The 21,760-nt window shown below is 64.2% G+C and carries 20 protein-coding genes; 10 read left to right on the top strand and 10 right to left on the bottom strand.

The genetic code is table 11. The annotated features are described in order from the left end of the window. Positions 1 to 2: 2 nt before the first annotated feature. The 3 genes from ABDB84_RS10300 to ABDB84_RS10290 form a co-directional block, all read right to left on the bottom strand. Positions 3 to 1,187, bottom strand: coding sequence for a HAMP domain-containing sensor histidine kinase (locus ABDB84_RS10300; RefSeq protein ID WP_345919639.1), 1,185 nt, complete (start codon positions 1,185 to 1,187; stop codon positions 3 to 5). Continuing rightward, on the bottom strand, positions 1,184 to 1,873 hold the full coding sequence (locus ABDB84_RS10295; RefSeq protein WP_345919638.1) for a response regulator: 690 nt from the start codon (positions 1,871 to 1,873) through the stop codon (positions 1,184 to 1,186). Before ABDB84_RS10295 ends, ABDB84_RS10300 begins: the two co-directional genes overlap by 4 nt. Positions 1,874 to 2,003: 130 nt before the next feature. Beyond that, the gene (locus ABDB84_RS10290) at positions 2,004 to 2,660 is read right to left on the bottom strand and encodes an EF-hand domain-containing protein (RefSeq protein ID WP_345919637.1); all 657 of its coding nucleotides are present in this window, start codon (positions 2,658 to 2,660) and stop codon (positions 2,004 to 2,006) included. A 387-nt stretch (positions 2,661 to 3,047) separates the two neighbouring features. Between ABDB84_RS10290 and ABDB84_RS10285 the strand changes: the two genes are divergently transcribed. Beyond that, entirely contained in the window at positions 3,048 to 4,487 is a 1,440-nt protein-coding gene (locus ABDB84_RS10285; protein ID WP_345919674.1) for a carbonic anhydrase, read from the top strand. Between the two features lie 71 nt (positions 4,488 to 4,558). Beyond that, a complete protein-coding gene (gene ppk2 / locus ABDB84_RS10280; protein WP_345919636.1) occupies positions 4,559 to 5,479 on the top strand; it encodes a polyphosphate kinase 2 in 921 nt (306 codons plus the stop codon). 13 nt (positions 5,480 to 5,492) lie between these two features. Here ppk2 and ABDB84_RS10275 read toward each other — a convergent pair whose 3' ends face one another. After that, the gene (locus ABDB84_RS10275) at positions 5,493 to 6,464 is read right to left on the bottom strand and encodes a LysR family transcriptional regulator (RefSeq protein WP_345919635.1); all 972 of its coding nucleotides are present in this window, start codon (positions 6,462 to 6,464) and stop codon (positions 5,493 to 5,495) included. 143 nt (positions 6,465 to 6,607) lie between these two features. On the opposite strand from ABDB84_RS10275, the gene ABDB84_RS10270 reads away from it, so the two are divergent. Then, positions 6,608 to 7,612, top strand: a complete 1,005-nt coding sequence (locus ABDB84_RS10270; protein WP_345919634.1) for an aldo/keto reductase — start codon at positions 6,608 to 6,610, stop codon at positions 7,610 to 7,612. A gap of 73 nt (positions 7,613 to 7,685) precedes the next feature. Next, complete coding sequence (locus ABDB84_RS10265) at positions 7,686 to 8,744, top strand: NAD(P)-dependent alcohol dehydrogenase (RefSeq protein WP_345919633.1); 1,059 nt, start codon at positions 7,686 to 7,688, stop codon at positions 8,742 to 8,744. Positions 8,745 to 8,800: 56 nt separating this feature from the next. Here the strand turns inward: ABDB84_RS10265 and xth are convergent, their stop codons facing one another. Continuing rightward, positions 8,801 to 9,565, bottom strand: a complete 765-nt coding sequence (gene xth, locus ABDB84_RS10260; RefSeq protein WP_345919632.1) for an exodeoxyribonuclease III — start codon at positions 9,563 to 9,565, stop codon at positions 8,801 to 8,803. Between the two features lie 50 nt (positions 9,566 to 9,615). On the opposite strand from xth, the gene ABDB84_RS10255 reads away from it, so the two are divergent. Then, complete coding sequence (locus ABDB84_RS10255) at positions 9,616 to 11,898, top strand: hypothetical protein (protein ID WP_345919631.1); 2,283 nt, start codon at positions 9,616 to 9,618, stop codon at positions 11,896 to 11,898. A 65-nt stretch (positions 11,899 to 11,963) separates the two neighbouring features. Here ABDB84_RS10255 and ABDB84_RS10250 read toward each other — a convergent pair whose 3' ends face one another. Together ABDB84_RS10250 and ABDB84_RS10245 are read right to left on the bottom strand one after the other, a co-directional pair. After that, positions 11,964 to 12,422, bottom strand: coding sequence for a hypothetical protein (locus tag ABDB84_RS10250; RefSeq protein WP_345919630.1), 459 nt, complete (start codon positions 12,420 to 12,422; stop codon positions 11,964 to 11,966). Positions 12,423 to 12,432: 10 nt separating this feature from the next. Continuing rightward, positions 12,433 to 12,792, bottom strand: a complete 360-nt coding sequence (locus ABDB84_RS10245; RefSeq protein WP_345919629.1) for an HPF/RaiA family ribosome-associated protein — start codon at positions 12,790 to 12,792, stop codon at positions 12,433 to 12,435. A 154-nt stretch (positions 12,793 to 12,946) separates the two neighbouring features. Between ABDB84_RS10245 and nhaR the strand changes: the two genes are divergently transcribed. Both nhaR and ABDB84_RS10235 read left to right on the top strand, forming a co-directional pair. Beyond that, positions 12,947 to 13,846, top strand: coding sequence for a transcriptional activator NhaR (gene nhaR / locus ABDB84_RS10240; RefSeq protein ID WP_345919628.1), 900 nt, complete (start codon positions 12,947 to 12,949; stop codon positions 13,844 to 13,846). Between the two features lie 160 nt (positions 13,847 to 14,006). Next, the gene (locus tag ABDB84_RS10235) at positions 14,007 to 14,987 is read left to right on the top strand and encodes a Gfo/Idh/MocA family protein (protein ID WP_345919627.1); all 981 of its coding nucleotides are present in this window, start codon (positions 14,007 to 14,009) and stop codon (positions 14,985 to 14,987) included. Between the two features lie 27 nt (positions 14,988 to 15,014). Here ABDB84_RS10235 and ABDB84_RS10230 read toward each other — a convergent pair whose 3' ends face one another. Both ABDB84_RS10230 and ABDB84_RS10225 read right to left on the bottom strand, forming a co-directional pair. Next, positions 15,015 to 15,470, bottom strand: coding sequence for a DUF4124 domain-containing protein (locus ABDB84_RS10230; RefSeq protein ID WP_345919626.1), 456 nt, complete (start codon positions 15,468 to 15,470; stop codon positions 15,015 to 15,017). Beyond that, positions 15,470 to 17,560: a M3 family metallopeptidase gene (locus tag ABDB84_RS10225; RefSeq protein ID WP_345919625.1), complete on the bottom strand. Its 2,091-nt coding sequence runs from the start codon at positions 17,558 to 17,560 to the stop codon at positions 15,470 to 15,472. Before ABDB84_RS10225 ends, ABDB84_RS10230 begins: the two co-directional genes overlap by 1 nt. 95 nt (positions 17,561 to 17,655) lie before the next feature. Here ABDB84_RS10225 and ABDB84_RS10220 point away from each other — a divergent pair, with 95 nt between their 5' ends. From ABDB84_RS10220 to ABDB84_RS10210, 3 genes are all read left to right on the top strand, one after another. After that, positions 17,656 to 18,519, top strand: coding sequence for an HDOD domain-containing protein (locus ABDB84_RS10220; RefSeq protein ID WP_345919624.1), 864 nt, complete (start codon positions 17,656 to 17,658; stop codon positions 18,517 to 18,519). A 275-nt stretch (positions 18,520 to 18,794) separates the two neighbouring features. Next, on the top strand, positions 18,795 to 19,451 hold the full coding sequence (locus tag ABDB84_RS10215) for a HugZ family pyridoxamine 5'-phosphate oxidase (RefSeq protein ID WP_345919623.1): 657 nt from the start codon (positions 18,795 to 18,797) through the stop codon (positions 19,449 to 19,451). Positions 19,452 to 19,544: 93 nt separating this feature from the next. Further along, positions 19,545 to 21,179, top strand: a complete 1,635-nt coding sequence (locus ABDB84_RS10210; RefSeq protein ID WP_345919622.1) for a Na+/H+ antiporter — start codon at positions 19,545 to 19,547, stop codon at positions 21,177 to 21,179. 19 nt (positions 21,180 to 21,198) lie between these two features. Here ABDB84_RS10210 and ABDB84_RS10205 read toward each other — a convergent pair whose 3' ends face one another. Next, positions 21,199 to 21,591 (bottom strand): NifB/NifX family molybdenum-iron cluster-binding protein, encoded by a 393-nt coding sequence (locus ABDB84_RS10205; protein WP_345919621.1) that lies wholly within the window; start codon positions 21,589 to 21,591, stop codon positions 21,199 to 21,201. Positions 21,592 to 21,760: the final 169 nt, after the last annotated feature.

Raw genomic sequence — 21,760 nt, 5'->3', positions numbered from 1 at the left:
GCTCAGTCCTTCAGAACCGGCAAGACTATCCGCATGCAGAAGCCGCCGCCCGGCAGGTTCTCGGCGACGATGCTGCCGCCGTGCAGATTCACCACGTGCTGGGCAATCGCCAAGCCCAGACCATGGCCATCGCCGCGCACGGCGGTATTGGCGCGATAGAAGGGCTGAAAGATGCTGGCCAGGGCTGACTCCGGCACGCCCGAGCCCTGATCGCTGATGCGCACCTGCACCTTGTCCGCCGCAATGGCGTCGACGTCGATGCGGATCTCGCCCTGCTCGGGCGAATGCTTGATGGCATTGCGCAAGATGTTTTCGAAGGCGCGGTGCAGCAGTTCCGAATCGGCCTCGATACGCGGTTCGCCCTGCTCGCTGAAATGGAGGCTGCAGCCACGCGTTTCAGCCTCGATGCGGGCGTCATCAACCAGATTGCTCAGCAGCTCGTTGAGCAACACCGTTTCGCGCGGGCCGTCGGACATGCCCGACTCCAGCCGCGCCAGGGTCAGCAATTCCCTGACCAGACCATCCATGCGCACCGATTCACGTTCGATGCGATCCATGGTTTCCGCCGCGCGTTGCGGCTGCTGCCGCGCCAGGCCGATGGCGGCCTGCATGCGTGCCAGCGGCGAGCGCATCTCGTGCGAGACATCGTGGAACAAACGCCGCTGGCCATCGACCAGAGACTGCAGGCGCAGCGCCATGCGGTCGAAATCGTGCCCCAGATCAGCCAGTTCGTCGCGACGGCGGCCCATCAGCTTGCCCAGGCGAACTTTCAGATTGCCTTGCGCCATCGCGTCGAAAGCGCTTTTCAGATTGCGGATCGGCTTGGCGAAGTACCAGGCCAGCAGGGCCGCACAGACCAAGCTGAAGGCCAGCGTGGTGAGCAAAGGCAGTAGCGGGAGAAGTGGCGGCGGCGGGCGGCGGCGCTCGTCCTGGGGCCAGCAATCCGGTGCCGGCGGCTTGTCTGGCGCATCATGAGCGGACTGCGGGGGCGGCGCCCGGTCTCCCGGCGCAGGACGGCAAGGCGCAGGCGGCATCCGTCCGTCGCGCTGCGCATCGGCCTGTTCCTGGCGTGTTTCACGGAAATGCAGGCTGAACAACACCCCCACGCTCAGCACCCCGAGCGACTGCACGAGGGCCAGAACGAAGAAGATTTTCCAGAACAGGCGTCCCGTGCCCAGGGATGTCATACGCGAATGAGCTGGTAGCCTTTGCGATAAACCGTCTGGATGCAGGAGCGGCCGTCCGGCAGCAAGCCCAGCTTGTGGCGGATGCTGCTCATGTGCACGTCGATGCTGCGGTCAAACCGCGTCAGCGGCCGACCCAGGGCCTGTTCGGAAAGGCTTGCCTTGCCGACCGCCTGACCGGCATTGCGCGCCAGCACTTCGAGCAAGCTGAATTCGGTACTGGTCAGTTCCAGCGAGCGGCCTGCCCACTCGGCGCGGCGTTGTTCGGGCCACACCGACAGATCGCCGACACTGATCACATTGCCGCCGGTATTGCTGCTCTCCTGGCGGCTGCGGCGCAGGATCGCGCGGAGGCGCGCGGCCAGCTCACGCGGCGTGCAGGGTTTGGGCACGTAGTCGTCAGCGCCCAGTTCAAGGCCCACCACGCGGTCGGTATCGTCACCGCGTGCGGTGAGCATCAGCACCGGCATGCTGCTCTGGGCACGGATGCGGCCCAGCGCCTCGATGCCGGACATGCCGGGCATCATCACATCGAGTACGGCGATGGCGTAGCGGCCGCTGAGCGCCTCAGCGACGCCACGCTCGCCATTGTTGGCGATGGCGACATCAAAGCCATCGGCTTCGAGGTATTCCTTGAGCATGCCGATCAGTTCGGCATCATCATCAACAAGCACGACTTGCGGGTTCATAGGGTTAGGCAATTTTAAATCAAACAAAAATGAAGCAGTGTCATGGTAGTCAAGGCCTCCCTGCGCCAAGACCAAGCTTTAAGTGTTTTACGTCGATTTGCAAATCTTCACAATTGCCATCGAATGCAGTTCAGACCGACACCGACAGCCCCGTACTGGACGTCTTGCTGCGGCTGTCATAGGCCTGTGCCAACTGCAGGAGCTGCTGCAGCATGCGCGCCTGCGAATCGCTGGCGGAAGCATCGGCGGTCGTCAGCGTCTGACTCGTGCTGGCTGTTTTCTTGCTGTCCGCGTAGGCCATGGCCTCCTTGATCGTTACCTTGCCGTCGTGATCAGCGTCGGCCTTGTCAAAATTGGCGGCCAGATCGCTCATCAACGAGGCGCGCTTGCTGTCGCTCACCGACAATTCCTTGGCCATGCTGCCCAGTTGCGCCTGGGTCAGTCCGCTATCCTCCAGCGCCGTCCCGGATTGTTGCAAACGCGCGTTCATGGCCTGCTGATCGAGCGAATCCGCCAGCTTCTGCAGAAGATCCGAGAATTCGTTCTTGCTCACCTTGCCATCGCCATTGCTGTCGAGCTTGGTGAACAGTTCATCAACGCTGCCGGTGCTACTGCTGGTGGCACTGGCACTGGAGACCGCGTTCTGCAGGTCACTTTTATTAATGTAGCCAAGCCCCTTGCTGTCAAGCTGCGCAAAGAGCTGGGCTGCGAGTTTGCTGGTATCCGGTTTGTGACGAGACATCTGCACCAGCGATGCAGACGCGCTGCTTACATTACTGATGCTCATGATCATCCCCTTTAACAGGTTGGCCTGGATCGAAGCGCCGACATGTTCTGTGGCAGCTTCACGTCATCCCTACAGCAAATCTCTGGCCAGAATGCCTGCATACCGGCGCGCCATTTGGGTAAATAAGCGTTAAGAACGGTTAGAAAAACCTCCATTCACCACGCTCAGGCGCTCAGCCAAGAGGCGTGGACGCTGAATCAGCGGCGGCTTTTGCCGCCTTGCCGCGCCCGGCAAAAAACGCCACACAGGCTTGCACAAAGGCTCTGCGCCCGGCACACACAGGCGCAGCGGCAAACTTTGCCGGGCAAGACTGCAGAATCGCCGCTAAAGCTCACCTGTTTCAGGCCGAAATCTCTGGTGTCCAGCCCATGCGAGAGAAACACCGTGATGCGTCCCCTCCTGTCTGCCCTGCTGATCTGCCTGTGCCACGCGGCCTGCGCGGCTGACTGGCTGACCGTCGCCAGCGATGCGCAGCGCCGCGTCGAACTCGACCGCGCCAGCATCCTGCCCTCCGACGCTGGCAGCAAGGTCGCCTGGGGCCGCATCGTGCTCTCTGACGAACAGGCCAAGATCTATGGCTATCGCAGCGTGCGCGCGCTCAATCGCTATGACTGCCGCAGCCACAGCTTCATGATCGTCAAGCGCGTCTATCTGTCGGACGACGAGCGCACCATGCGCGAGGACCGCATCGACGCCACCTCGCCGAGCGCCGTGAAGACCGGCACCATCGACGACCGCTTCTTCAACGAAGTCTGCAAACCGGCCAGCGCCACCGATCTGCGCAAGGTCGCCAAACAGGCGGTGGAGCAGATGGCCCGCGCCGAACTCGAAGACAAACCCAGCTTGCGCCGCGCCAATATCCGCCTGGCCAAGGAGGAAGTCGCAGAAAAACCGGCCAGCGAGGCCAAGGGCAGCCTGAGCGCCGCGCCGGGCGCCAGCAGCCCGCGCAATAGCGCCGAAGAAGCGCCTGCCTTGCCGCGCCGCGTCACCCGCGAGGAAATCCCGCCGCCCGCACCGCTGGTGGTGCCGCCGCGTGCGCGTGACCCGGCGATCATCCGCCGCAGCACTCCCTCGCGTACGAACAGCGTCAACCCGGCACTGGCCGCGGCGATTGCTGCGGCACGCTCCAGCACCACGCCGCACAGCTCGCACGATCTGCACTGGAGCTACGAGGGCGAGAACGGCCCGGCCAACTGGGACAAGCTGGACCCGCAATTTGCCACCTGCGCACGCGGCACGCGGCAATCGCCGATCGACATCCGCGACGGCATCAAGGTCGACCAGGAAGCGATCCAGTTCGACTACAAGCCCTCGATGTTCCGCATCGTCGACAATGGCCACACCATCCAGATCACCTACGGCCAGGGCTCGCGCCTGAGCGTGATGGGGCGCAGCTACGATCTGGTGCAGATGCACTTCCACCATCCGGCGGAAGAACGCATCGACGGCAAGAGCTTCGAGATGGTTGCCCACCTCGTGCATCGCGACAGCGAAGGCCGCCTGGCGGTGCTTGCCGTGCTGTTCGAAGTCGGTGCCAGCAATCCGCTGATCCAGACCCTGTGGAACAACCTGCCGCTGGAAAAGAACGAGGAATACGCGCCGCGCGTCAGCATCCAGATCGCCGACCTGCTGCCCGAGAAACGCGCCTATTTCAGCTACATGGGTTCGCTCACCACGCCGCCCTGCAGCGAGGGTGTGCTGTGGCTGGTGCTCAAGCAGCCGGTGCAGCTGTCGGCCGAGCAGCTGAACGTGTTCTCACGCTTCTACCCGAACAATGCGCGGCCGATCCAGCCGGCTTCCGGGCGTGTGATCAAGGAATCGCGCTGAGCGGTCGGCGTAGCAAGCCTGTCATCTGAGGGCGGCAGACTGCGGCAGATCTTTGTGCCCACCGGTCTGCCATGAACTACATCGACACCAACGAACTGCAGCAACGCATCGCCCGCGACCTGCTCGACAGCTACGACGAAGAGCTGGAACTGGAAATCGAGGATCGCTCACTCGATACACTCGTCGATCAAGACCCGGCCCACGCCCAGCTGGAGAAGGAGCGCCGCCAGCGCTACTTCCGCGAGCTGTTCCGCCTGCAGAGCGAGCTGGTCAAGCTGCAGGACTGGGTCGCCACCACGCGCCACAAGGTCGTCATCCTGTTCGAAGGGCGCGATGCCGCCGGCAAGGGTGGCGTCATCAAGCGCATCACCCAGCGCCTCAATCCGCGCGTCTGCCGCGTCGTCGCCCTGCCTGCGCCGAATGATCGCGAACGCACGCAGTGGTACTTCCAGCGCTATGTCGCGCATCTGCCTGCAGCGGGCGAAATGGTGCTGTTCGACCGCAGCTGGTACAACCGCGCCGGCGTCGAACGCGTGATGGGCTTTTGCTCAGATGAGGAATACGAAGAGTTCTTCCGCTCGGTGCCGGAGTTCGAACGCATGCTGGTGCGCTCGGGCATCCAGGTCATCAAGTACTGGTTCTCGATCACCGATGATGAGCAGCACCTGCGCTTCCTCGGCCGCATCCACGACCCGCTCAAGCAGTGGAAGCTCTCGCCCATGGACCTCGAATCACGCCGCCGCTGGGAGGACTACACCAAGGCCAAGGAGGCGATGATCGAGCGCACGCACATCCCCGAAGTGCCGTGGTGGGTGGTGCAGGCGGTCGACAAGAAGAGCGCGCGCCTCAACTGCATCCATCACCTGCTCAGCCAGATGCCTTATCACGAGATCGAACGCGAAGCCGTGGTGCTGCCCGAGCGCGTGTACAACCCCGAGTACATCCGCCAGCCGGTGCCCGAGAGCATGATGGTGCCGAACGTCTTCGAATAAGCCGCGGCAGGCTTCAGCGTGCGGCCATGGCGCGGCGGCCCTGCGCTTCGGCCGCCTGCAGTTCCTCGGTGCCGAGAAAGTACGCCGGATTGTCGGCCAGACGTGCAATCGCCAGATCGATGAAGGCACGCACGCGGGCCGGCTGGGCCTTGCGGCTACCGTAGTAGATATACACGCCGTAGTGCTCGGAGACATGCTGGATGAGCAGCGGCACCAGGCGGCCCTCACGGATCGCGGTGGCTGCCGAGGTGTTGGTGAGCAAGCCGATGCAGTGACCCGACATGACGCTGGCCACTTCGACCTCGGCATCATTGGTGGTGAAGGCCGGCGAAATGTCACGCTGCACGAAGGTGCCGTCGATGGTGAAATACCAGGGCATCAGTGCGCCACTGGCCGGGTGGCGGAAGGCGGAGCAGTGGTGGCTGGCCAGCGCCTCCAGTGAGTCCGGTGCGCCGTGCGCCGCTAGGTAAGCCGGACTGGCGCAAATGATCATCTGCAGCGGAAACAGGCGGCGCGCAATGAGCCCCTCTTCGGGTTGGCTGCTGAAGCGGAAGCCCACATCGACCTGATCGCGCACCCAGTTGCCGATGCGATCATCGAGCAGCACATCGGGTTGCACGCCGGGATACTGCTTGCAGAATTCGTCGACGACGGGCCACAACACCGGCAGGAAGCATGAGCGCGGACCGACGATGCGCAGCGTGCCCTGGTCTTCATCCTTCGCACTGCGTGCACGTTGCACGGCACGCTCCAGCGCAGCCAGCGCGGGCTGGGCGGATTCGAGGAACTGGCGCCCTTCGCTGGTCAGCGCAATATTGCGCGTGGTGCGATGCAGGAGACGCACACCCAGATGGGCTTCAAGCTGGGCCAGCGCCTGACTGGCCGCTTGTGGCGTCATGTCCTGGGCTGCGGCAGCCTTGCGCAGGCTGCCCAGCTCCACCGCCTTGGCCAGGGTGGAGATGGCACGTAGTTCATTGATCGGCATCCGCTGAAAACCCCGCCCCAAAATCTGATTATCAATAATTACTTGATACTGGTGCAAGGCTTTTACGGCTAGTGACGCGACATCGCGACGCCTACAGTGTCGGCTGCGCACAGAGCCGCGCATCACGACAGGGAGGATTGAGCATGCAGCAACGCGTACTGGGCAAGAATGGATTGGAAGTCTCGGCCATCGGCCTGGGCTGCATGGGCTTCAGCCACGGCTACGGCCCGGCGCAGGACAAGGCGGCGAGCATCGCGCTGATCCGCCGCGCTTATGAAATGGGCGTCACCTTCTTCGACAGCGCCGAGGTCTACGGCCCCTATGTCAATGAAGAACTGCTCGGCGAAGCGCTGGCGCCGTTCCGCTCAAAGGTGGTGATCGCCACCAAGTTCGGCTTCCGCATCGGCGCCGGCAGCAATGGCGTGGCAGGCGTGCTTGGCGGCGTCGATAGCCGCCCGGAACACATCCGCGCCGTAGCCGAGGCCTCGTTGCGACGCCTCAAGACCGATGTGCTCGATCTCTTCTACCAGCATCGCGTCGACCCGGCCGTGCCGATTGAGGACGTAGCCGGCACGGTGAAAGATCTCATCGCCGAAGGCAAGGTGCGCCATTTCGGCCTCTCGGAAGCCTCCGTGGCGACGATCCGCCGCGCGCATGCCGTGCAGCCGGTCACCGCGCTGCAGAGCGAATACTCGCTGTGGTGGCGTGAGCCGGAAGACAGCGTGCTGCCGGTGCTCGAAGAGCTGGGCATCGGCTTTGTGCCTTTCAGCCCGCTCGGACGCGGTTTTCTCACCGGCGCCATCACGGCGGACACCCAATTCGATGCGAAAGACATCCGCGCCAGTGTGCCGCGCTTTGCCGCCGAGGCGCGTGAAGCGAACCAGCGCCTGATCGATCTGCTCGGCGAGATTGCTGCCGCGCGCGGCGTGACGCGTGCGCAGATCGCGCTGGCCTGGCTGCTCGCGCAAAAGCCCTGGATCGTGCCGATTCCGGGCACCACCAAGCTGCATCGCCTGACAGAAAACCTTGGTGCGGCGAATGTCTCGCTCGGCGCCGAGGATCTCGCCGCGATCAGCGCCGCACTCGCTGCGATCCAGATTGAAGGCGAGCGCTACTCGCCCGCCATGCAAGCCATGGTCGATCGCTGAGCGCGCCCGCCCACGCATTCCACGCGCAGCCTGCCTGCCGTTTCCAGTACATCGGTCATTCAAAGGGAAGATCATGAGCAACAATGTTCGCGCCTACGCGGCCACCTCCACCACCAGCCCGCTCGGCCCCTACACCCTGGCGCGGCGCGCACCACGCAATGACGATGTCGTGATCGACATTCTCTACTGCGGCGTCTGCCATTCCGATCTGCACTTTGCACGCAACGACTGGGGCTGGACCAGCTATCCGGTCGTGCCGGGTCATGAGATCGTCGGCCGCGTGATCGCCGTCGGTGCCGGCGTCAGCAAGTTCAAGGTGGGCGATGCGGTGGGCGTCGGCTGTCTGGTCGATTCCTGCGGCCATTGTGTCGCCTGCGAGCAGGGCCAGGAGCAGCATTGCAAGGAAGGCCCCACCTTCACCTATGGCGGCGTCGACCGCATCGATGGCACGCCCACCCATGGCGGCTATTCCGAGAAGGTGGTGGTGAAGCAGGACTTCGTCGTGCGCGTGCCCGACAATCTCGACCTCAAGGGCGCCGCGCCCCTGCTCTGCGCCGGCATCACCACCTGGTCGCCGCTCAAGGATGCCAATATCGGCCCGGGCAAGAAGGTCGCCGTCGTCGGCCTCGGTGGCCTCGGCCACATGGCGCTCAAGCTGGCCAATGCGCTCGGCGCTGAAGTCACGCTGTTCACGCGCTCGCCGGGCAAGGAAGCCGACGCCCGCCGCCTCGGCGCGCATCATGTGGTGCTGTCGACGGACCCCGAACAGATGGCAGCAGTGGCCGGGCAGTTCGATCTGATCGTCGACACCGTGCCCTACGTGCACGACCTCAACCCCTACATTCCCACGCTCACCTTCAAGGGCAAGCTGACCCTGGTCGGCTACCTCGGCCCGCTGGAGCCGGCGCTCAACACCATGCCGATGGTCGTCTCCGGCCAATCACTGTCCGGCTCGTTGATCGGCGGCATTCCGGCGACACAGGAAATGCTCGACTTCTGCGGCGTGCACAACATCAGCTCCGACATCGAAGTGATCAAGATGGAAGAGATCAACGATGCCTACGAGCGCCTGCTCAAGGCTGACGTGAAATACCGCTTCGTCATCGACATGGCTTCGCTCAAGCAGGGCTGAGCAGGCATCTCAGGCTTCCCGCTCAGCAATCGGGCGGGCGGGAAGCCGGGCGCAGCTCAGCTGGCAGCCAGACTGAGCACCACCGGCGCATGGTCGGAGGGCCGCTCAAGCTTGCGCGGCGCCTTGTCGATCAGGCAGCCGGTGACGCGCGCGCGTAGCGCGTCCGACACCAGCAGGTGATCGATGCGCAGGCCGATATTGCGGCGGAAAGCCATCATCCGGTAATCCCACCACGAGTAGAGCTTGTCACCCTGCTCGAACATGCGGAATGCATCCGTCAGCCCCAGTGCCAGCAGCGCGCGAAAAGCTTCGCGCTCGGGCACCGAGACGTGGATCTCATCCTGCCATTCAACTGTCGCATCGCGGTCTTCGGGCGCGATGTTGTAGTCGCCCGCCAGCACCAGCTGCGCGTGCTGCGCCAGCTCACTGCGCAGCCATGTGGTCAGCGCCTCAAGCCATTGCAGCTTGTAGGCAAACTTTTCAGAGCCGACCGCCTGACCATTCGGAAAATAGCCACACACCACGCGCACGCCGTCCACCGTCGCCGCGATGATGCGGCGCTGCTCGTCAGCAAAGTCGGGGATGTTGCGCACGACGTCGGTCGCCTCGCTGCGCGAAATGATCGCCACGCCGTTATAAGTCTTCTGACCATTGAAAACCGCGTGATAGCCTGCCGCTTCGATCTCGGCGAGCGGGAAAGCCTTGTCCTCGCACTTGAGCTCCTGCAGGCAGACCACGTCGGTCTGCGTCGTCGCCAGCCAGTCGAGCAGATGCGGCAGGCGAACCTTCAATGAATTGACGTTCCAGGTAGCGATTTTCATGGGGCAGATTCGTTCGTATTCTCGGTGCCCCCGAGTTTAAGGGAGAGTTGATGCGCTGGCTTACTGTTCTCTGCAGTCTTCTCTGGGGGCTCGCCGTTTCGGTCGCCCAGGCCGCACCGCTGTGGGCGCCCTCCGCCGACGTATCGGGCGCCCTGCAAAGCTCGGTCGATGCGCGCTGGCAGCGCTACTTCGCCGGCGGCACGCTGAAAAACGGCACGACTTCGCGCGAGCTCATCGCCCTGGCCCTCGACGGCCTCGCCAGCCATTACGACGACGCGCGCATCGCGCAAAGCCTCACGGCGTTGGCCAGCATGCAGGATCGCGATCCGGCCAGCCGCAGCTACGGCAATATGCTGTGGTACGCGGGCGACACGCAGATCACCGACCGCAATGGCATCGAATTCGTCATGCGTCACGCCACACTGCTGTGGCTGCTCTACGCGGATCGCCTCACACCCGCGCAGCGCGCGCCGCTGCAGGCCATGCTGGAACTCGCACGCACCGGGATCACGCGCCACAGCGTGAACATCAGCTACACCAATATCTACCTGATGAAGGCCTGGAACCTCGTCGCGCTGGGCCGCTGCCTTCAGGACACAGCGCTCATTGCGCAAGGCAAAACCATGCTGCGCGACTGGCTGCGCTACACCGCGCGCGTCGGCATTACCGAGTATCTGAGCCCGACCTATTACGGCGTTGATCTGGACAACCTCGCCCTGCTGCGCAATCTGGCGCCCGACCAAGACACCCGCGCCCTGGCGCAGGCCGGGCTGGACGCGGTATGGAGCGATATCGCCCTGCACTGGTACGCGCCCGCAGCCCGTCTGGGCGGCACGCACAGCCGTGACTACAACCGCCTGTTCAACGTCGGTGACATCAATGCCTTGGTGGCCCGCGCCGGCTGGTTTGACAGCGCCGGCAACACGGCGCCCAAGACCCCGTACAACGCGTATGCCTTTGCCATGCCATCGGCGAATGCCGTGAAGTGGCTCAGCGCACCGCTGCCGCGCTTCATCGAAAGCCGCTGGGGCGAAGGACCGCAGCAGCGCCTGAGTCATTACCTCGGCAAGAATCTGTCGATTGCCTCGGCGCAGGCCAATTACTACAACATGGACACCGCACCGCTGGCGATCAGCCTCGGCAGCGGGCAGGACGTGCCGGTAATCAGCTATCTCATGGAGGGTCGCCGCGATTACTACGGCACGCAGCGCATCGTCGAACCCGGCTCGGGCCACCTAAAGTCCCTGCACCTGCGGCCCTTCCTCGCCAGCGTGCAGCGCGAGCGCGAGGTCTTGTTCGCCGCCAGCGGCAGCAATGACAGCAACTTCAACAGCGCGCTGGAATCAGTCCTCATCCTGCCTGCCGATGCCAGCTTCTGGCTCGACGATCAACGACTGGATTTGTTCACGCAGACCAGCCAATGGCGCTTTGAGCCAGCGCCAGACGGGCAGGCAACGCAGATCAGCATTCACCGCGAGCAGGCACAAAACATCCTGCGCCTGCGCGATCAGGACGGCAGCAAAGGCCTGGGCGTATCACGCAACTTTCCGGTGAAAGCGGGCGAACGCTACCGCTTCAGCGCGCGCCTGCGTGGTGGCGAGATCGCGCTCTACCTCAACTTCTACGACGCTGCACATCAACTGATCGGCAGCGAACATATCGAACGCATCAAGGGCGGCGCCGACTTCAGCACACACGACTTCGAACAGCGCGCACCAAATGGCGCGGTCAGCGTGCGCGCCTGGCTGTACTCGACGATTGCCGGCCAGACCGAGATCGAGCTGGCCGCGCTGGATTTTGTCGCGCTCGATGCGCAAGGCGGCGTCGCACGCACGCTGGGCCGCTTCGACTTTGCGCCCTTCGTTGCACAAAGCATCAGCATTGCCGCAGGCCAGACCCTGTTCGTGCAGCGTGAAGATGTCGCGCTCGCGCTGCGCCCGCTCGGCGCCTGGGACACCCGCAATCAAGCCGTGAATCTGCAGCTCATCAACGATGGTCTCGCCAACCAGGCCGTGCGCCTTACTGCTACCCACAGCACCACGCCAAGCACGGCGCGCGGCACATTCGCGATGTGGGTCAGCGCGGCGGAAGCACTGCACGATGCCCGCGACTTCGCACGCTTTCGCGCCGCCACGCTGGCAACGCGTAGCCAAATTGCATTCGACGGAAAAATACTGGATCTGAGCTCAGCAAGCGCACACGGAAAACTGCATCTGCAGCTTGATACCGCGCGCAATCTGGTCCTGCAAAGTGAGGGCGCAGCAAGCATCACCGATCAGAGCGTGCGACGCGTCAATGGCGTCGAAGCCAGCTTTGTGCCGGATATCCCCTGAGCATGCCTGCAGCGCCGACGCCCCCACCTGCGCGGCGGGAGCGTTGCGGCTGCGCGCACAAGCGCTCAGTAGATGCGCGCCTCAGCACCGTAAGCGGGCAGCTGAGGCACGGCGGGAGCCTCACTGACGCGCTGGCCACCGATGCAGGGCCAGTGCTGCAGCAAGGCCTTGAAGAGCAGCGATTCGCCGCGATGCAGGGTATTGTCGGCATCGATCACGCTGACCACCAGACGCGCAAGCTCGGCCTGCAGCAGCGGGTGATCGATGTCGGCGAGCAAGCGCTCGACGATGGCTGGCGAAACTTGGCAGTGCGCGTCCGCATCGACCTTGGCGCTGCTCAGCAGATCGCTGCAGAACTCCTGCAAGACGCGGTCGAAATCCTCGGCGCAAAGTCCGAGCCGGGCAGCCACCTGCGAGCGACGCAGGGCTTCAAACTCGCGCGCCTGCAACTGCCCATCCGCGAGCACGGCCAAGGCCACGATGCGCGTAGCCGCCTGCAAACTGTTCTTGGGGTAATGTCTCATCGTCGTCTCCTCAAACACGTCCATCCGTCATTGCCACATCCAGGCTCGCCTGGCGCACGCGCTGCAGTGAGTGACTGCGCTCGATGCGCTTGGTGACGACGCGCCCGGCACGCGCCAGGGCGCGATCGAGCAGCACATACACATCGGCATCAGCTTCCTCGACGATGACCGAGGGGGCCGAGCGCAGATGAACCTGCACGCTGCAGCGCTTGTCGATCCCGCCACGTGGCCCGTTGATGTCGCTCAGATGGATGGCGACGCGGCGCACGCGATCCTGCACGCGTGAGAACGCAAAGCCGGTTCGACGATCGATGTACTCGCGAATGGCTTCACTCAAGCTCAAGTCAGTCGTATGAAGTTCAATCTGCATGATGGTCCGCTCCATTAGGTGTGAAGACTGGGTATGTCCGCAAGCCACTGCAGGTTTCTGCGATGACTGTGGACAGCCCCTAATCTAGCGATGATGGACTGCGGTGAAAAATCGAATTAATGTTCACAAAGCATCGACTTTTTCGAAGTGAAAGATGAACTACAAACATCTGCATTACTTCTGGACCATCGCCAAAGCGGGCAGCATGGCGCGCGCCAGCGAGAAGCTGCACATCACACCGCAAACGCTCAGTGGGCAGATCAAGCTGCTCGAAGATCGACTGGGCAAGGCGCTGTTCCGCAAGAGCGGGCGCAAGCTGGAGCTCACCGATGCCGGCAAGATCGCCCTCGCCTATGCCGATGATATTTTCACCCTGGGCGCCGAGCTGGAGAGCGCGCTGCGCAACGACACACCGCAAGGTCTGGCGATCGAGTTCCGCGTCGGCATCGCCGATTCTGTGCCCAAATCGGTCGCCTACCGCCTGCTCGAACCCGCCACGCAATTGCCCGAGGCGGTGAAGCTGGTCTGCCGCGAATGGAAGCTCGACAACCTGCTCTCCGAGCTGGCCATGCACCGGCTGGATCTGGTCCTCTCCGACAAGCCAGTGCCGCCCGGTCTGCGCGTCAAGGTCTTCAATCACCCGCTGGGCAAATCGGGGCTTAGCTTCTTCGCCGCTCGCAGCCTGCGCAAGCAAAGCAGGAAGGCCTTCCCGGCCTGCCTGAACGACTTGCCCTTGCTGTGCATGGGTGACGACGCTGCGCTGTGGGGCGATTTCCAGGCCTGGCTGGAAAAGCATGGGCTGCATCCGCGCGTGCTCGGTGAATTCGACGATGGCGCGCTGATGAAGGCCTTCGGCCGCGAAGCGCGCGGCGTCTTCGCCTCGCCCAGCGTGCTGGAGGCGGAAACCTGCGCCCAGTACGGTGTCGAAGTGATCGGACGCAGCAACGAACTCTCGCAGGCTTTCTACGCCATTTCGGCCGAACGGCGCATCAGCCACCCCTGCGTCGTTGCGATCACTTCGGCCGCGCGCGAAGAACTGTTCCTGCCGGGCTGAGCAGATTCTGCGCCGCTGTACGAAGCAACACCGCGCACCGCTATACTGCGCAGTCACCCGAGCCTGCGCGGCGCCGTCTGCCACAACGCAGTGCTTGTCCGGCCCCGCGCAGAGGCGACGCCGGCTACCCTATTGTAATAATTCTGGAACATCGACAATCATGGCAAACATCATCCGCTGGGGCATCATTGGCTGTGGCGAAGTCACCGAAGTGAAGAGCGGCCCCGGCTTCCAGAAAGCCGAAGGTTCGCAGCTGGTCGCGGTGATGCGCCGCAATGGCGAACTGGCCGCCGACTACGCACGGCGCCATGGTGTGGCGCGCTGGTACGACGACGCGGACGCGCTGATCAATGACCCGGATGTCGACGCCGTCTACATCGCCACGCCGCCCTCGACGCACAAGGACTACGTGCTGCGCTGTGCCGCGGCCGGCAAGCCGATGCTGGTCGAAAAGCCGATGGCTTTGTCACACGCCGAGAGTGTGGACATGGTCGAAGCCTGCAGTGCCGCGCAAGTGCCGCTGTTCGTGGCCTATTACCGCCGCGCGCTGCCGCGCTTCGTCAAGGCCAAGGCGCTGATCGCCGAAGGCGCCATCGGCCAGGTGCGCTTTGCCAGCGTACGCCTGCATCGCCCGCCGCTGGCTTCTGACCGTGACCCCAAGCTGGCCTGGCGCATCGATCCGGCGATCTCGGGCGGCGGCCATTTCTTCGACATGGCAGGTCACCAGCTCGATTTCCTCGATGATCTGTTCGGTCCGATCAGTGCGGTGCAGGGCTTTGCCGGCAATCAGGCCGGGCTCTACAAGGCCGAGGACATCGTCAGCGGCAGTTTCCGTTTCGCCTCGGGCGTGCAAGGTGTCGGTCAGTGGTGTTTCTCGACCGGCGACAGTGTCGACGAGATCGCCATTCATGGCAGCGAAGGCATTCTGCGCCTGAGCTGTTTTGACGATTCAGCGCTGCGCCTCGAAAACGCCGAGGGCGCACGCAGCATCGCCATCGCCAATCCGCCGCATGTGCATCAACCGCTGATCCAGAGCATCGTCGACCAGCTGCGCGGCCTCTCACGCTGCAGCAGCGACGGCGCCAGCGGCGCACGCACCGCCTGGGTGATGGACAAGCTGACCGGGCGCCTCAGCGACTAAGCGACTAAGCGACTAAGCGAGGCTCGCTTATTTGGGATAGCCCGCAACATCGATGGCGCTGCCCCAGCTGCCTGGCGCAAAGCCTTCGATGTAGCGCGTGCCGACTTGCAGGGTCGGCACCTGCGGCGTCTGCTGGCCGCTTTGCCGGCTGAAGGCGGCTAGCTGCTCCGGCGTGGTAATGCTTTGCTCGCTGTACGGCAGCTTGCGCTTCTTGAGGAAGTCACGCGCCTGCGTGCACAGCTCCTTGCAATCGGCGCCGGTGTAGAGCGTCAATGGCGCCATTTGCGCCGCACGGCGCGTCTCGAAACTCTCGCCATCGGCGCTGACACGGTTCTTGACCAGATTGGCCGCCTTGGCGTCAGCTTCCGGTGGTGGCTGGTCGCCGTAATGCACCTTGCCGTTCTTGTCGGTCCAGCGAAACACCTCCTGTGCGGAGGCGCTGGCCAGCAGGGCGCAGGCGATCAGGCAGACCAGCGCTTTCATCACACCGTCTCCTCGACCATGCCGCTGTGACGCAGCAGGGCGTCAACCTGCGGTGCCCGGCCACGGAAGGCGGTGAAGGATTCCAGCGCGCTGCGCGAGCCGCCCACCCCCAGCACTTCCTTGGCAAAGCGCTCGCCGGTGGCGCGATCGAGCACGCTGCCATTGCCGGCCTTGGCGGCTTCTTCAAAGGCGGCAAACGCATCGGCCGACAGCACTTCAGCCCACTTGTAGCTGTAGTAACCGGCGCTGTAACCGCCCGCGAAGATGTGGCTGAAGCTGTTCGGGAAGCGATGCCAGGCCGGCGGAATGATCACCGACACTTCTTCGCGCACCTCGGCCAGCACATCGAGCATGCGCTTCTCGCCACCGGGCTGGTAGTCGTGGTGCAGACGCATGTCGAACAGCGCAAATTCGATCTGGCGCACCGTCTGCATGCCGCTCTGGAAGTTCTTCGCGGCAATCATCTTGTCATACAGCGCGCGCGGCAGCTTGGCGCCGGTGTCGACGTGCGAAGTCATGTCCTGCAGCACGTCCCACTCCCAGCAGAAGTTCTCCATGAACTGGCTGGGCAGCTCGACCGCGTCCCACTCGACGCCGGCGATGCCGGACACCGGCAGCTCGTCGATGCGCGTCAGCAGGTGATGCAGGCCATGGCCGCATTCGTGGAACAGGGTGATGACATCGTCGTGGCTGAAAGTGGGAGCCTTGCCATCGACCGGGCCGGGGAAATTGCAGACCAGGTAGGCCACCGGCGTCTGCACGCCGCTGCTGACACGGCGCCGGGTGATGGCGCTGTCCATCCACGCGCCGCCGCGCTTGGTGTCGCGTGCGTAGAGGTCGAGATAGAACTGGCCGACCAGCTCACTGCCGTTCACTCCCTTGCGCTCGATGCGGAAGAAGCGCACATCCTCATGCCAGATCGGCGCCGTGTCGGCCGTGATGCTGACGCCGTAGAGCTGCTCGATGAGCTTGAACAGCCCGGCCAGCACCACCGGCTGCGGGAAGTACTGTTTCACCTCCTGCTCGGAGAAGGCGTAGCGCTGCTGGCGCAGCTTTTCCGAGGCCCAGGCAATGTCCCAGGGCTGCACGTCGGCAAGGCCCAGCTCGCTGGCGGCGAAGGCACGCAGTTCCTGCAGATCGCGCACGGCGAAGGGCTTGGCACGGCGGCCCAGATCGCGCAGGAAGTCGAGCACCGCCTCGGGCGAATCGGCCATCTTGGGCACCAGGGAGACTTCGGCGTAATTGCGGTAGCCGAGCATGCGCGAGGCCTCGGCCCGCAGCGCGAGGATGCGGTCGATGTTCGGCGCATTGTCCCACTCGGGGTGGCTGCTCGGGCTCACGCCATCCGGCGCGAATTCCGAGGCGCGCGTGGCGTAAGCGCGGTACAGCGCTTCACGCAGCGGGCGGTGGTCAGCGTACTGCAGCACCGGCAGGTAAGAGGGCATCTGCAGGCCGAACTGCCAGCCGCTCTTGCCCGCCTTCTCGGCGGCGGCACGCGCCGCGGCGCGCGCATCGTCGGGAATGCCGGCGAGTTCGGCCTCATCCGTCACCAGCAGGCTGTAATCATTGGTCGCGTCGAGCACGTTCTCGGAGAACTTGGCCGCCAGCTTGGACTGTTCTTCAGCAATCGCCTTGAAGCGCGGCTTGTCCGACTCGGGCAACTCGGCGCCCGACAGGCGGAAGTCGCGCACCTCGTTATCGACGATACGCTGGCGCACCGCATCGAGCTGGGCGTAGGCCGGGCTTTCGCGCAGCGCCTTGTAACGCGAGAACAGCTTGAGGTTCTGCCCCAGCTCGGCGAAATAGGCCGACACCGCCGGCAGCTGGGCGTTGTAGGCCTCGCGCCATTGCGGCGTATCCATCACGCTGTGCAGGTGGCTGACCACGCCCCAGGCGCGCGAGAAGCGCTCGCTGGAATCGATCAGCGGCGCCACGAAGTTGTCCCAGTCGGGCGCCTCGGTGGCGGCCTCCAGTTGGGCGACGAGGGCACGGTTTTCGTCGAGCAAATGCTCCACCGCGCCGGCAACATGTTCGGGAAGCACCGCGTCGAAGCGCGGCAAACCTTGAGTTTCGAGCAGGGGATTAGTCATCTGTGCCATCGCTGGTGAGTCGGGGTTTGAATCTGCATTGAAGTTACACGGCCCTTGTGCCGAAAACAACTATGCCCTTGATAGAGGAATACGCCATGAGCAGCCCTGAAGAACGCCGCGCACAGTTTGCCGCCGACCTCGACCGCGAACTCGCCTCCGGCGAACTGACTTTCCCCACCAGCATGCAGGCAGCGCTGAAAATCCGCCGCGCTCTGGAGGAGGAGGACGCCAGCATCGCCACCGTGGCGCGCATCGTCGGTCTCGAACCGCTGGTCTCGGTGAAATTGCTACGTATGGCCAACTCGGCGTTTTACAACCGCCAGGGCGAAGAAGTCACCGACGTGCATCGCGCCCTGATGCGCATCGGCCTGCGCAACACGCGCATCATCGCGATGGCGGTGATCGGCGACCAGATGGCCACTGCCGCCGAGTTCGCGCCGGTCTCGCGCCTGGCCGAACAGCTCTGGCGCCACACCCTGGATGTCGCCTCGCTAGCCTATGCCATCGCCCTGCAGCTCGATGACGACACCGTGACGCCCGACACCGCCCTGCTCGCCGGCATGGTGCACGACATCGGCCAGTTCTTCCTGCTCGGCCGCGTGCACGCCTACCCCGAACTGCTGCAGGAGCAGGACGAGATGTCCGAATTCATCCTGCTCTGGCACCACAAGGTCAGCCAGCAGGTGCTCAGCGCCCTGGGCACGCCGGAATTGATCGTGCACGCCCTCGACAACCAGGACGCGCCCAGCGGCAACTGGCCGCCCAGCTCGCTGTCGGACATCATCTACCTGGCCAACAGCGCTGCCGGCACGCCGAATCCCTTCAGCATCCTGTCGCTCGAAGAGCTGATCGTGCGGCGTCAGGACGCCTTCAAGGAAGTCGCCCGCGAACAGCTCGACCGCCTGCTCGACGAGGCCCGCGTGCAGCGCGCCGCCGCCTTGTCGATGCTCAGCGCCTGAGCGCCGGGGAGCGGGCCCTGCGGGCGTTGACGCAAAGGGCAGCGAAGCATTGATTCGGCCAAGCGGAATCAAGGTCCGTGCGGCCTGATTGCGCACCTTTCAAGCGCTCAAAACAAACCCGGTCGCATCAAACAGGTTTCCTTTGCGACCCTTTGTTTTTCTTCGCGTCCTTCGCGTCAAAATTCATCGGCCGCCAATATTCCACAAACCAAAATCGTGAGCAGCCCATTGCCTCTCCGCACCACGGCCTCGCGCCCTGGGCGCAAAATGGCGGCATGAAGATCCATCCCGCTGAAGTTGCCACCCTGCTGCACAGCGCCGAGCACGCCACGCTCGCCACCCAATCGCAGCAGCTGCCCGGCTACCCTTACGCCACCGCCGTGCCCTGCGTGACCGACGCGGCGCACTGCCCCATCCTCTTCGTCAGCCTGCTCGCCGAGCACACCCGCAACCTGCTGGCCGATGCGCGCAGCAGCCTGTCCCTGGTCGCCCCCGAGCACGGCAGCGTGCAAGCTGCGCCGCGCCTGAGCCTGATCGGTGACTGCAGGCCCATCGACGCGCCGCCCCTGCTGGTCGACCGCTATCTGCGCTACCAGCCGGAGGCCGCGCAATATCTGGCGCTCGATTTCCGCTTCTTCCGCCTGCAACCGCTGCGCCTGCGCTACATCGGCGGCGTCGGCCGCATGGGCTGGCTCGAAGCAGACGACTGGCAAGCACTCGATACGCTCACGCTGGAAGACGAAGCGCAGCTCTTGCGCGCCCTCTCAGCGGAGCTGCCCGAGCACATCCGCCTGCTGGGCATCGATTGCTACGGGCTCGACTGCAGCCTGCACGGCCAGCGCCAGCGGCATCGCTTTGCGCTGCCCAGCACGCAGCTTGAGGAGCTTGCTCAGGCAGCGAGGCAGCTGCTGGCGCGCCTCAGCGCGCGCTAAGGCAAGGCTGATTGCGCCCCGCCACAGAAGCAGCGCACGAGACTGCGCGCTGAACGCGTACACTGCAGCGTGTACGTAAATCAGGAACGCTGAATGGATTCGGTTGAGGTTGTTCTGGCCATGTTGCTGGCGGTGGTGGCCAGCGGTTATCTGGTGCGCGTCCTGCCCCTCTCGCTGCCCTTGCCCCTGGTGCAGATTGCGCTGGGCGCCCTGATCGCCGCCTTCTCCACGCATGGCGTGACGCTGGACCCGTCGATCTTCTTCCTGCTGTTCCTGCCGCCGCTGCTGTTCCTTGACGGCTGGCGCATCCCCAAGGACGGCCTGTTCCGCGACAAGGGCACGATCATCGAACTGGCCCTCGGCCTGGTGCTGTTCACCGTGCTCGGCGCCGGCTATTTCATCCACTGGCTGATTCCGGCCATGCCGCTGCCGGTCGCCTTTGCGCTGGCGGCCATCGTCTCGCCGACCGATCCGGTCGCCGTCTCCTCAATCACCGCGCGGGTGCCGATGCCCAAACGCCTGCAGCACATCCTCGAAGGCGAATCCCTGCTCAACGATGCCACCGGCCTGGTGTGCTTCCGCTTTGCGGTGGCCGCCGTGCTCACCGGCAGCTTTTCGCCGGCCAGCGCTGCGCTGTCCTTCCTCTGGGTGGCGCTGGCCGGGCTGGCCATTGGCGTTGCCGTCACGCGCATCACCACCTTCGCCCAGCACTGGCTGGCCGATTATGTCGGCGAAGAGAACGGCTCGCCGATCCTGATCAGCCTGCTGATTCCCTTCGGCGCCTATCTGCTGGCCGAGCGCCTGCACGCCTCGGGCATCCTCGCGGCGGTCGCCGCCGGCATCAGCATGAGCTATGTCGAGCTCTCCGGCCGCGCCCTGGCCAGCACCCGCGTGCAGCGCACCGCCGTGTGGAACACCATCCAGTTCGCACTCAACGGCACCATGTTCGTCCTGCTCGGCGAGCAATTGCCCGACATGCTGCGCAGCGCCGCTGACTCGGTCGAGCAAAGCGGGCATCTGAATCGCTGGTGGCTGCTGATCTATGCACTGGCCATCACCTTCGGCCTGACCCTGCTGCGCCTGGTCTGGGTGTGGGTCTCGCTGCGGCTGACCTTGTTCGCGGCACGCAAAAAAGGCGAGCCGATGCAGACGCCGCACTGGCGCCTGGTGCTCGCCACCTCGCTGGCCGGTGTGCGCGGCGGCCTGACCCTGGCCGGCGTGATGGCCCTGCCGCTGGCGCTGCCCGACGGTTCGCCCTTCCCGGCGCGCGATCTGGCCATCTTCCTCGCCACCGCGGTGATCCTCATCTCCCTGGTGATGGCCGGCATCGGCCTGCCGCGCCTGCTGCAAGGCCTCGCCCTGCCCGAAGAACCTGCCGCACAACAGCAGGAAGACCACGCCCGCCACACCGCTGCGCTCGCCGCCATCCACGCCATCGAAGGTGCCGAACGCAAGCTGCTGCTCGAATCCACCGATGCCGAGATCTACCAGCTCGCCGCCACGCGCCTGATCGCGCTCTACCAGCGCCGCCTCAACGGTAGTCATCACGACCACAACGAAGCGCAGATGCTGCGCCAGGCCGACAAGATCGAAACCCGCCTGCGCCTCACCGCCATGCAGGCCGAGCGCGAAGCCATCTTCCGGCTCGCCCGCGCCGAAGAAATCTCCGACGCCACCTCACGCCGCCTGGTACGCGAAATCGACCTGCTCGAATCACGCTACCGCTAGTTCAGCGTGCAAAGCCCGCTCAGTGCCGCGAAAACAGATCGTGCAACTTGCAGAACACGGTGGTGATGTCAAAGCGCTTGTCCGGCAGCGCCTCGCCCGCGATCACCCGCGTCACCGCCGTCGCCGGATCGGTCTCGCCGGTCAGCAGCACATCGGTGCCGCGCTTGTGCATATGGCGAATGAAACCATCGCCCGCACTGCCCGCCACGATCAGCCCCACACCATCGAGCGGATGCGGGCCGTCATCCTTGAAGTAATGCGGCAACTGCTCCTTGGACAACTCCACCCGCCCCGGCTGCGGCAACACCTGCCCCGCCGCGTAACCCGCCAGGTCATACACCAACCAATGATGCGCCTGCCCGGCATGGCCGCTGACGGTGAGGTAATCCTGGGTGGGAATGGCAATCTTCATGGCGCGCTCCGGAAGGGTGGGATGCGGCTATGGTGGCAGAGGGGTTACGTGGGGGTTATGCGTTGGAGCAAGCTTGCGCGGGGCTTGTATGGGCGCTGCCAATCAAAAGTCTGCATTTTTCAGGCTGCTTGATATTCCATTTGAAATACATCAACATGAACTAACTAGC

Source organism: Uliginosibacterium sediminicola (assembly GCF_039631295.1).
Taxonomy (GTDB): Bacteria; Pseudomonadota; Gammaproteobacteria; order Burkholderiales; family Rhodocyclaceae; genus Viridibacterium; species Viridibacterium sediminicola.
The sequence above is the reverse complement of the archived record's forward strand: the minus strand, read 5'-3'. Positions and strand labels throughout refer to the sequence as shown.

What these genes read in the sequence shown, in the direction of transcription:
- ABDB84_RS10300 (WP_345919639.1), bottom strand. Translation starts at nt 1,187, where the DNA reads ATGACATCCCTGGGCACGGGACGCCTGTTCTGGAAAATCTTCTTCGTT.
- ABDB84_RS10295 (WP_345919638.1), bottom strand. Translation starts at nt 1,873, where the DNA reads ATGAACCCGCAAGTCGTGCTTGTTGATGATGATGCCGAACTGATCGGC.
- ABDB84_RS10290 (WP_345919637.1), bottom strand. Translation starts at nt 2,660, where the DNA reads ATGAGCATCAGTAATGTAAGCAGCGCGTCTGCATCGCTGGTGCAGATG.
- ABDB84_RS10285 (WP_345919674.1), top strand. Translation starts at nt 3,048, where the DNA reads ATGCGTCCCCTCCTGTCTGCCCTGCTGATCTGCCTGTGCCACGCGGCC.
- ppk2 (WP_345919636.1), top strand. Translation starts at nt 4,559, where the DNA reads ATGAACTACATCGACACCAACGAACTGCAGCAACGCATCGCCCGCGAC.
- ABDB84_RS10275 (WP_345919635.1), bottom strand. Translation starts at nt 6,464, where the DNA reads ATGCCGATCAATGAACTACGTGCCATCTCCACCCTGGCCAAGGCGGTG.
- ABDB84_RS10270 (WP_345919634.1), top strand. Translation starts at nt 6,608, where the DNA reads ATGCAGCAACGCGTACTGGGCAAGAATGGATTGGAAGTCTCGGCCATC.
- ABDB84_RS10265 (WP_345919633.1), top strand. Translation starts at nt 7,686, where the DNA reads ATGAGCAACAATGTTCGCGCCTACGCGGCCACCTCCACCACCAGCCCG.
- xth (WP_345919632.1), bottom strand. Translation starts at nt 9,565, where the DNA reads ATGAAAATCGCTACCTGGAACGTCAATTCATTGAAGGTTCGCCTGCCG.
- ABDB84_RS10255 (WP_345919631.1), top strand. Translation starts at nt 9,616, where the DNA reads ATGCGCTGGCTTACTGTTCTCTGCAGTCTTCTCTGGGGGCTCGCCGTT.
- ABDB84_RS10250 (WP_345919630.1), bottom strand. Translation starts at nt 12,422, where the DNA reads ATGAGACATTACCCCAAGAACAGTTTGCAGGCGGCTACGCGCATCGTG.
- ABDB84_RS10245 (WP_345919629.1), bottom strand. Translation starts at nt 12,792, where the DNA reads ATGCAGATTGAACTTCATACGACTGACTTGAGCTTGAGTGAAGCCATT.
- nhaR (WP_345919628.1), top strand. Translation starts at nt 12,947, where the DNA reads ATGAACTACAAACATCTGCATTACTTCTGGACCATCGCCAAAGCGGGC.
- ABDB84_RS10235 (WP_345919627.1), top strand. Translation starts at nt 14,007, where the DNA reads ATGGCAAACATCATCCGCTGGGGCATCATTGGCTGTGGCGAAGTCACC.
- ABDB84_RS10230 (WP_345919626.1), bottom strand. Translation starts at nt 15,470, where the DNA reads ATGAAAGCGCTGGTCTGCCTGATCGCCTGCGCCCTGCTGGCCAGCGCC.
- ABDB84_RS10225 (WP_345919625.1), bottom strand. Translation starts at nt 17,560, where the DNA reads ATGACTAATCCCCTGCTCGAAACTCAAGGTTTGCCGCGCTTCGACGCG.
- ABDB84_RS10220 (WP_345919624.1), top strand. Translation starts at nt 17,656, where the DNA reads ATGAGCAGCCCTGAAGAACGCCGCGCACAGTTTGCCGCCGACCTCGAC.
- ABDB84_RS10215 (WP_345919623.1), top strand. Translation starts at nt 18,795, where the DNA reads ATGAAGATCCATCCCGCTGAAGTTGCCACCCTGCTGCACAGCGCCGAG.
- ABDB84_RS10210 (WP_345919622.1), top strand. Translation starts at nt 19,545, where the DNA reads ATGGATTCGGTTGAGGTTGTTCTGGCCATGTTGCTGGCGGTGGTGGCC.
- ABDB84_RS10205 (WP_345919621.1), bottom strand. Translation starts at nt 21,591, where the DNA reads ATGAAGATTGCCATTCCCACCCAGGATTACCTCACCGTCAGCGGCCAT.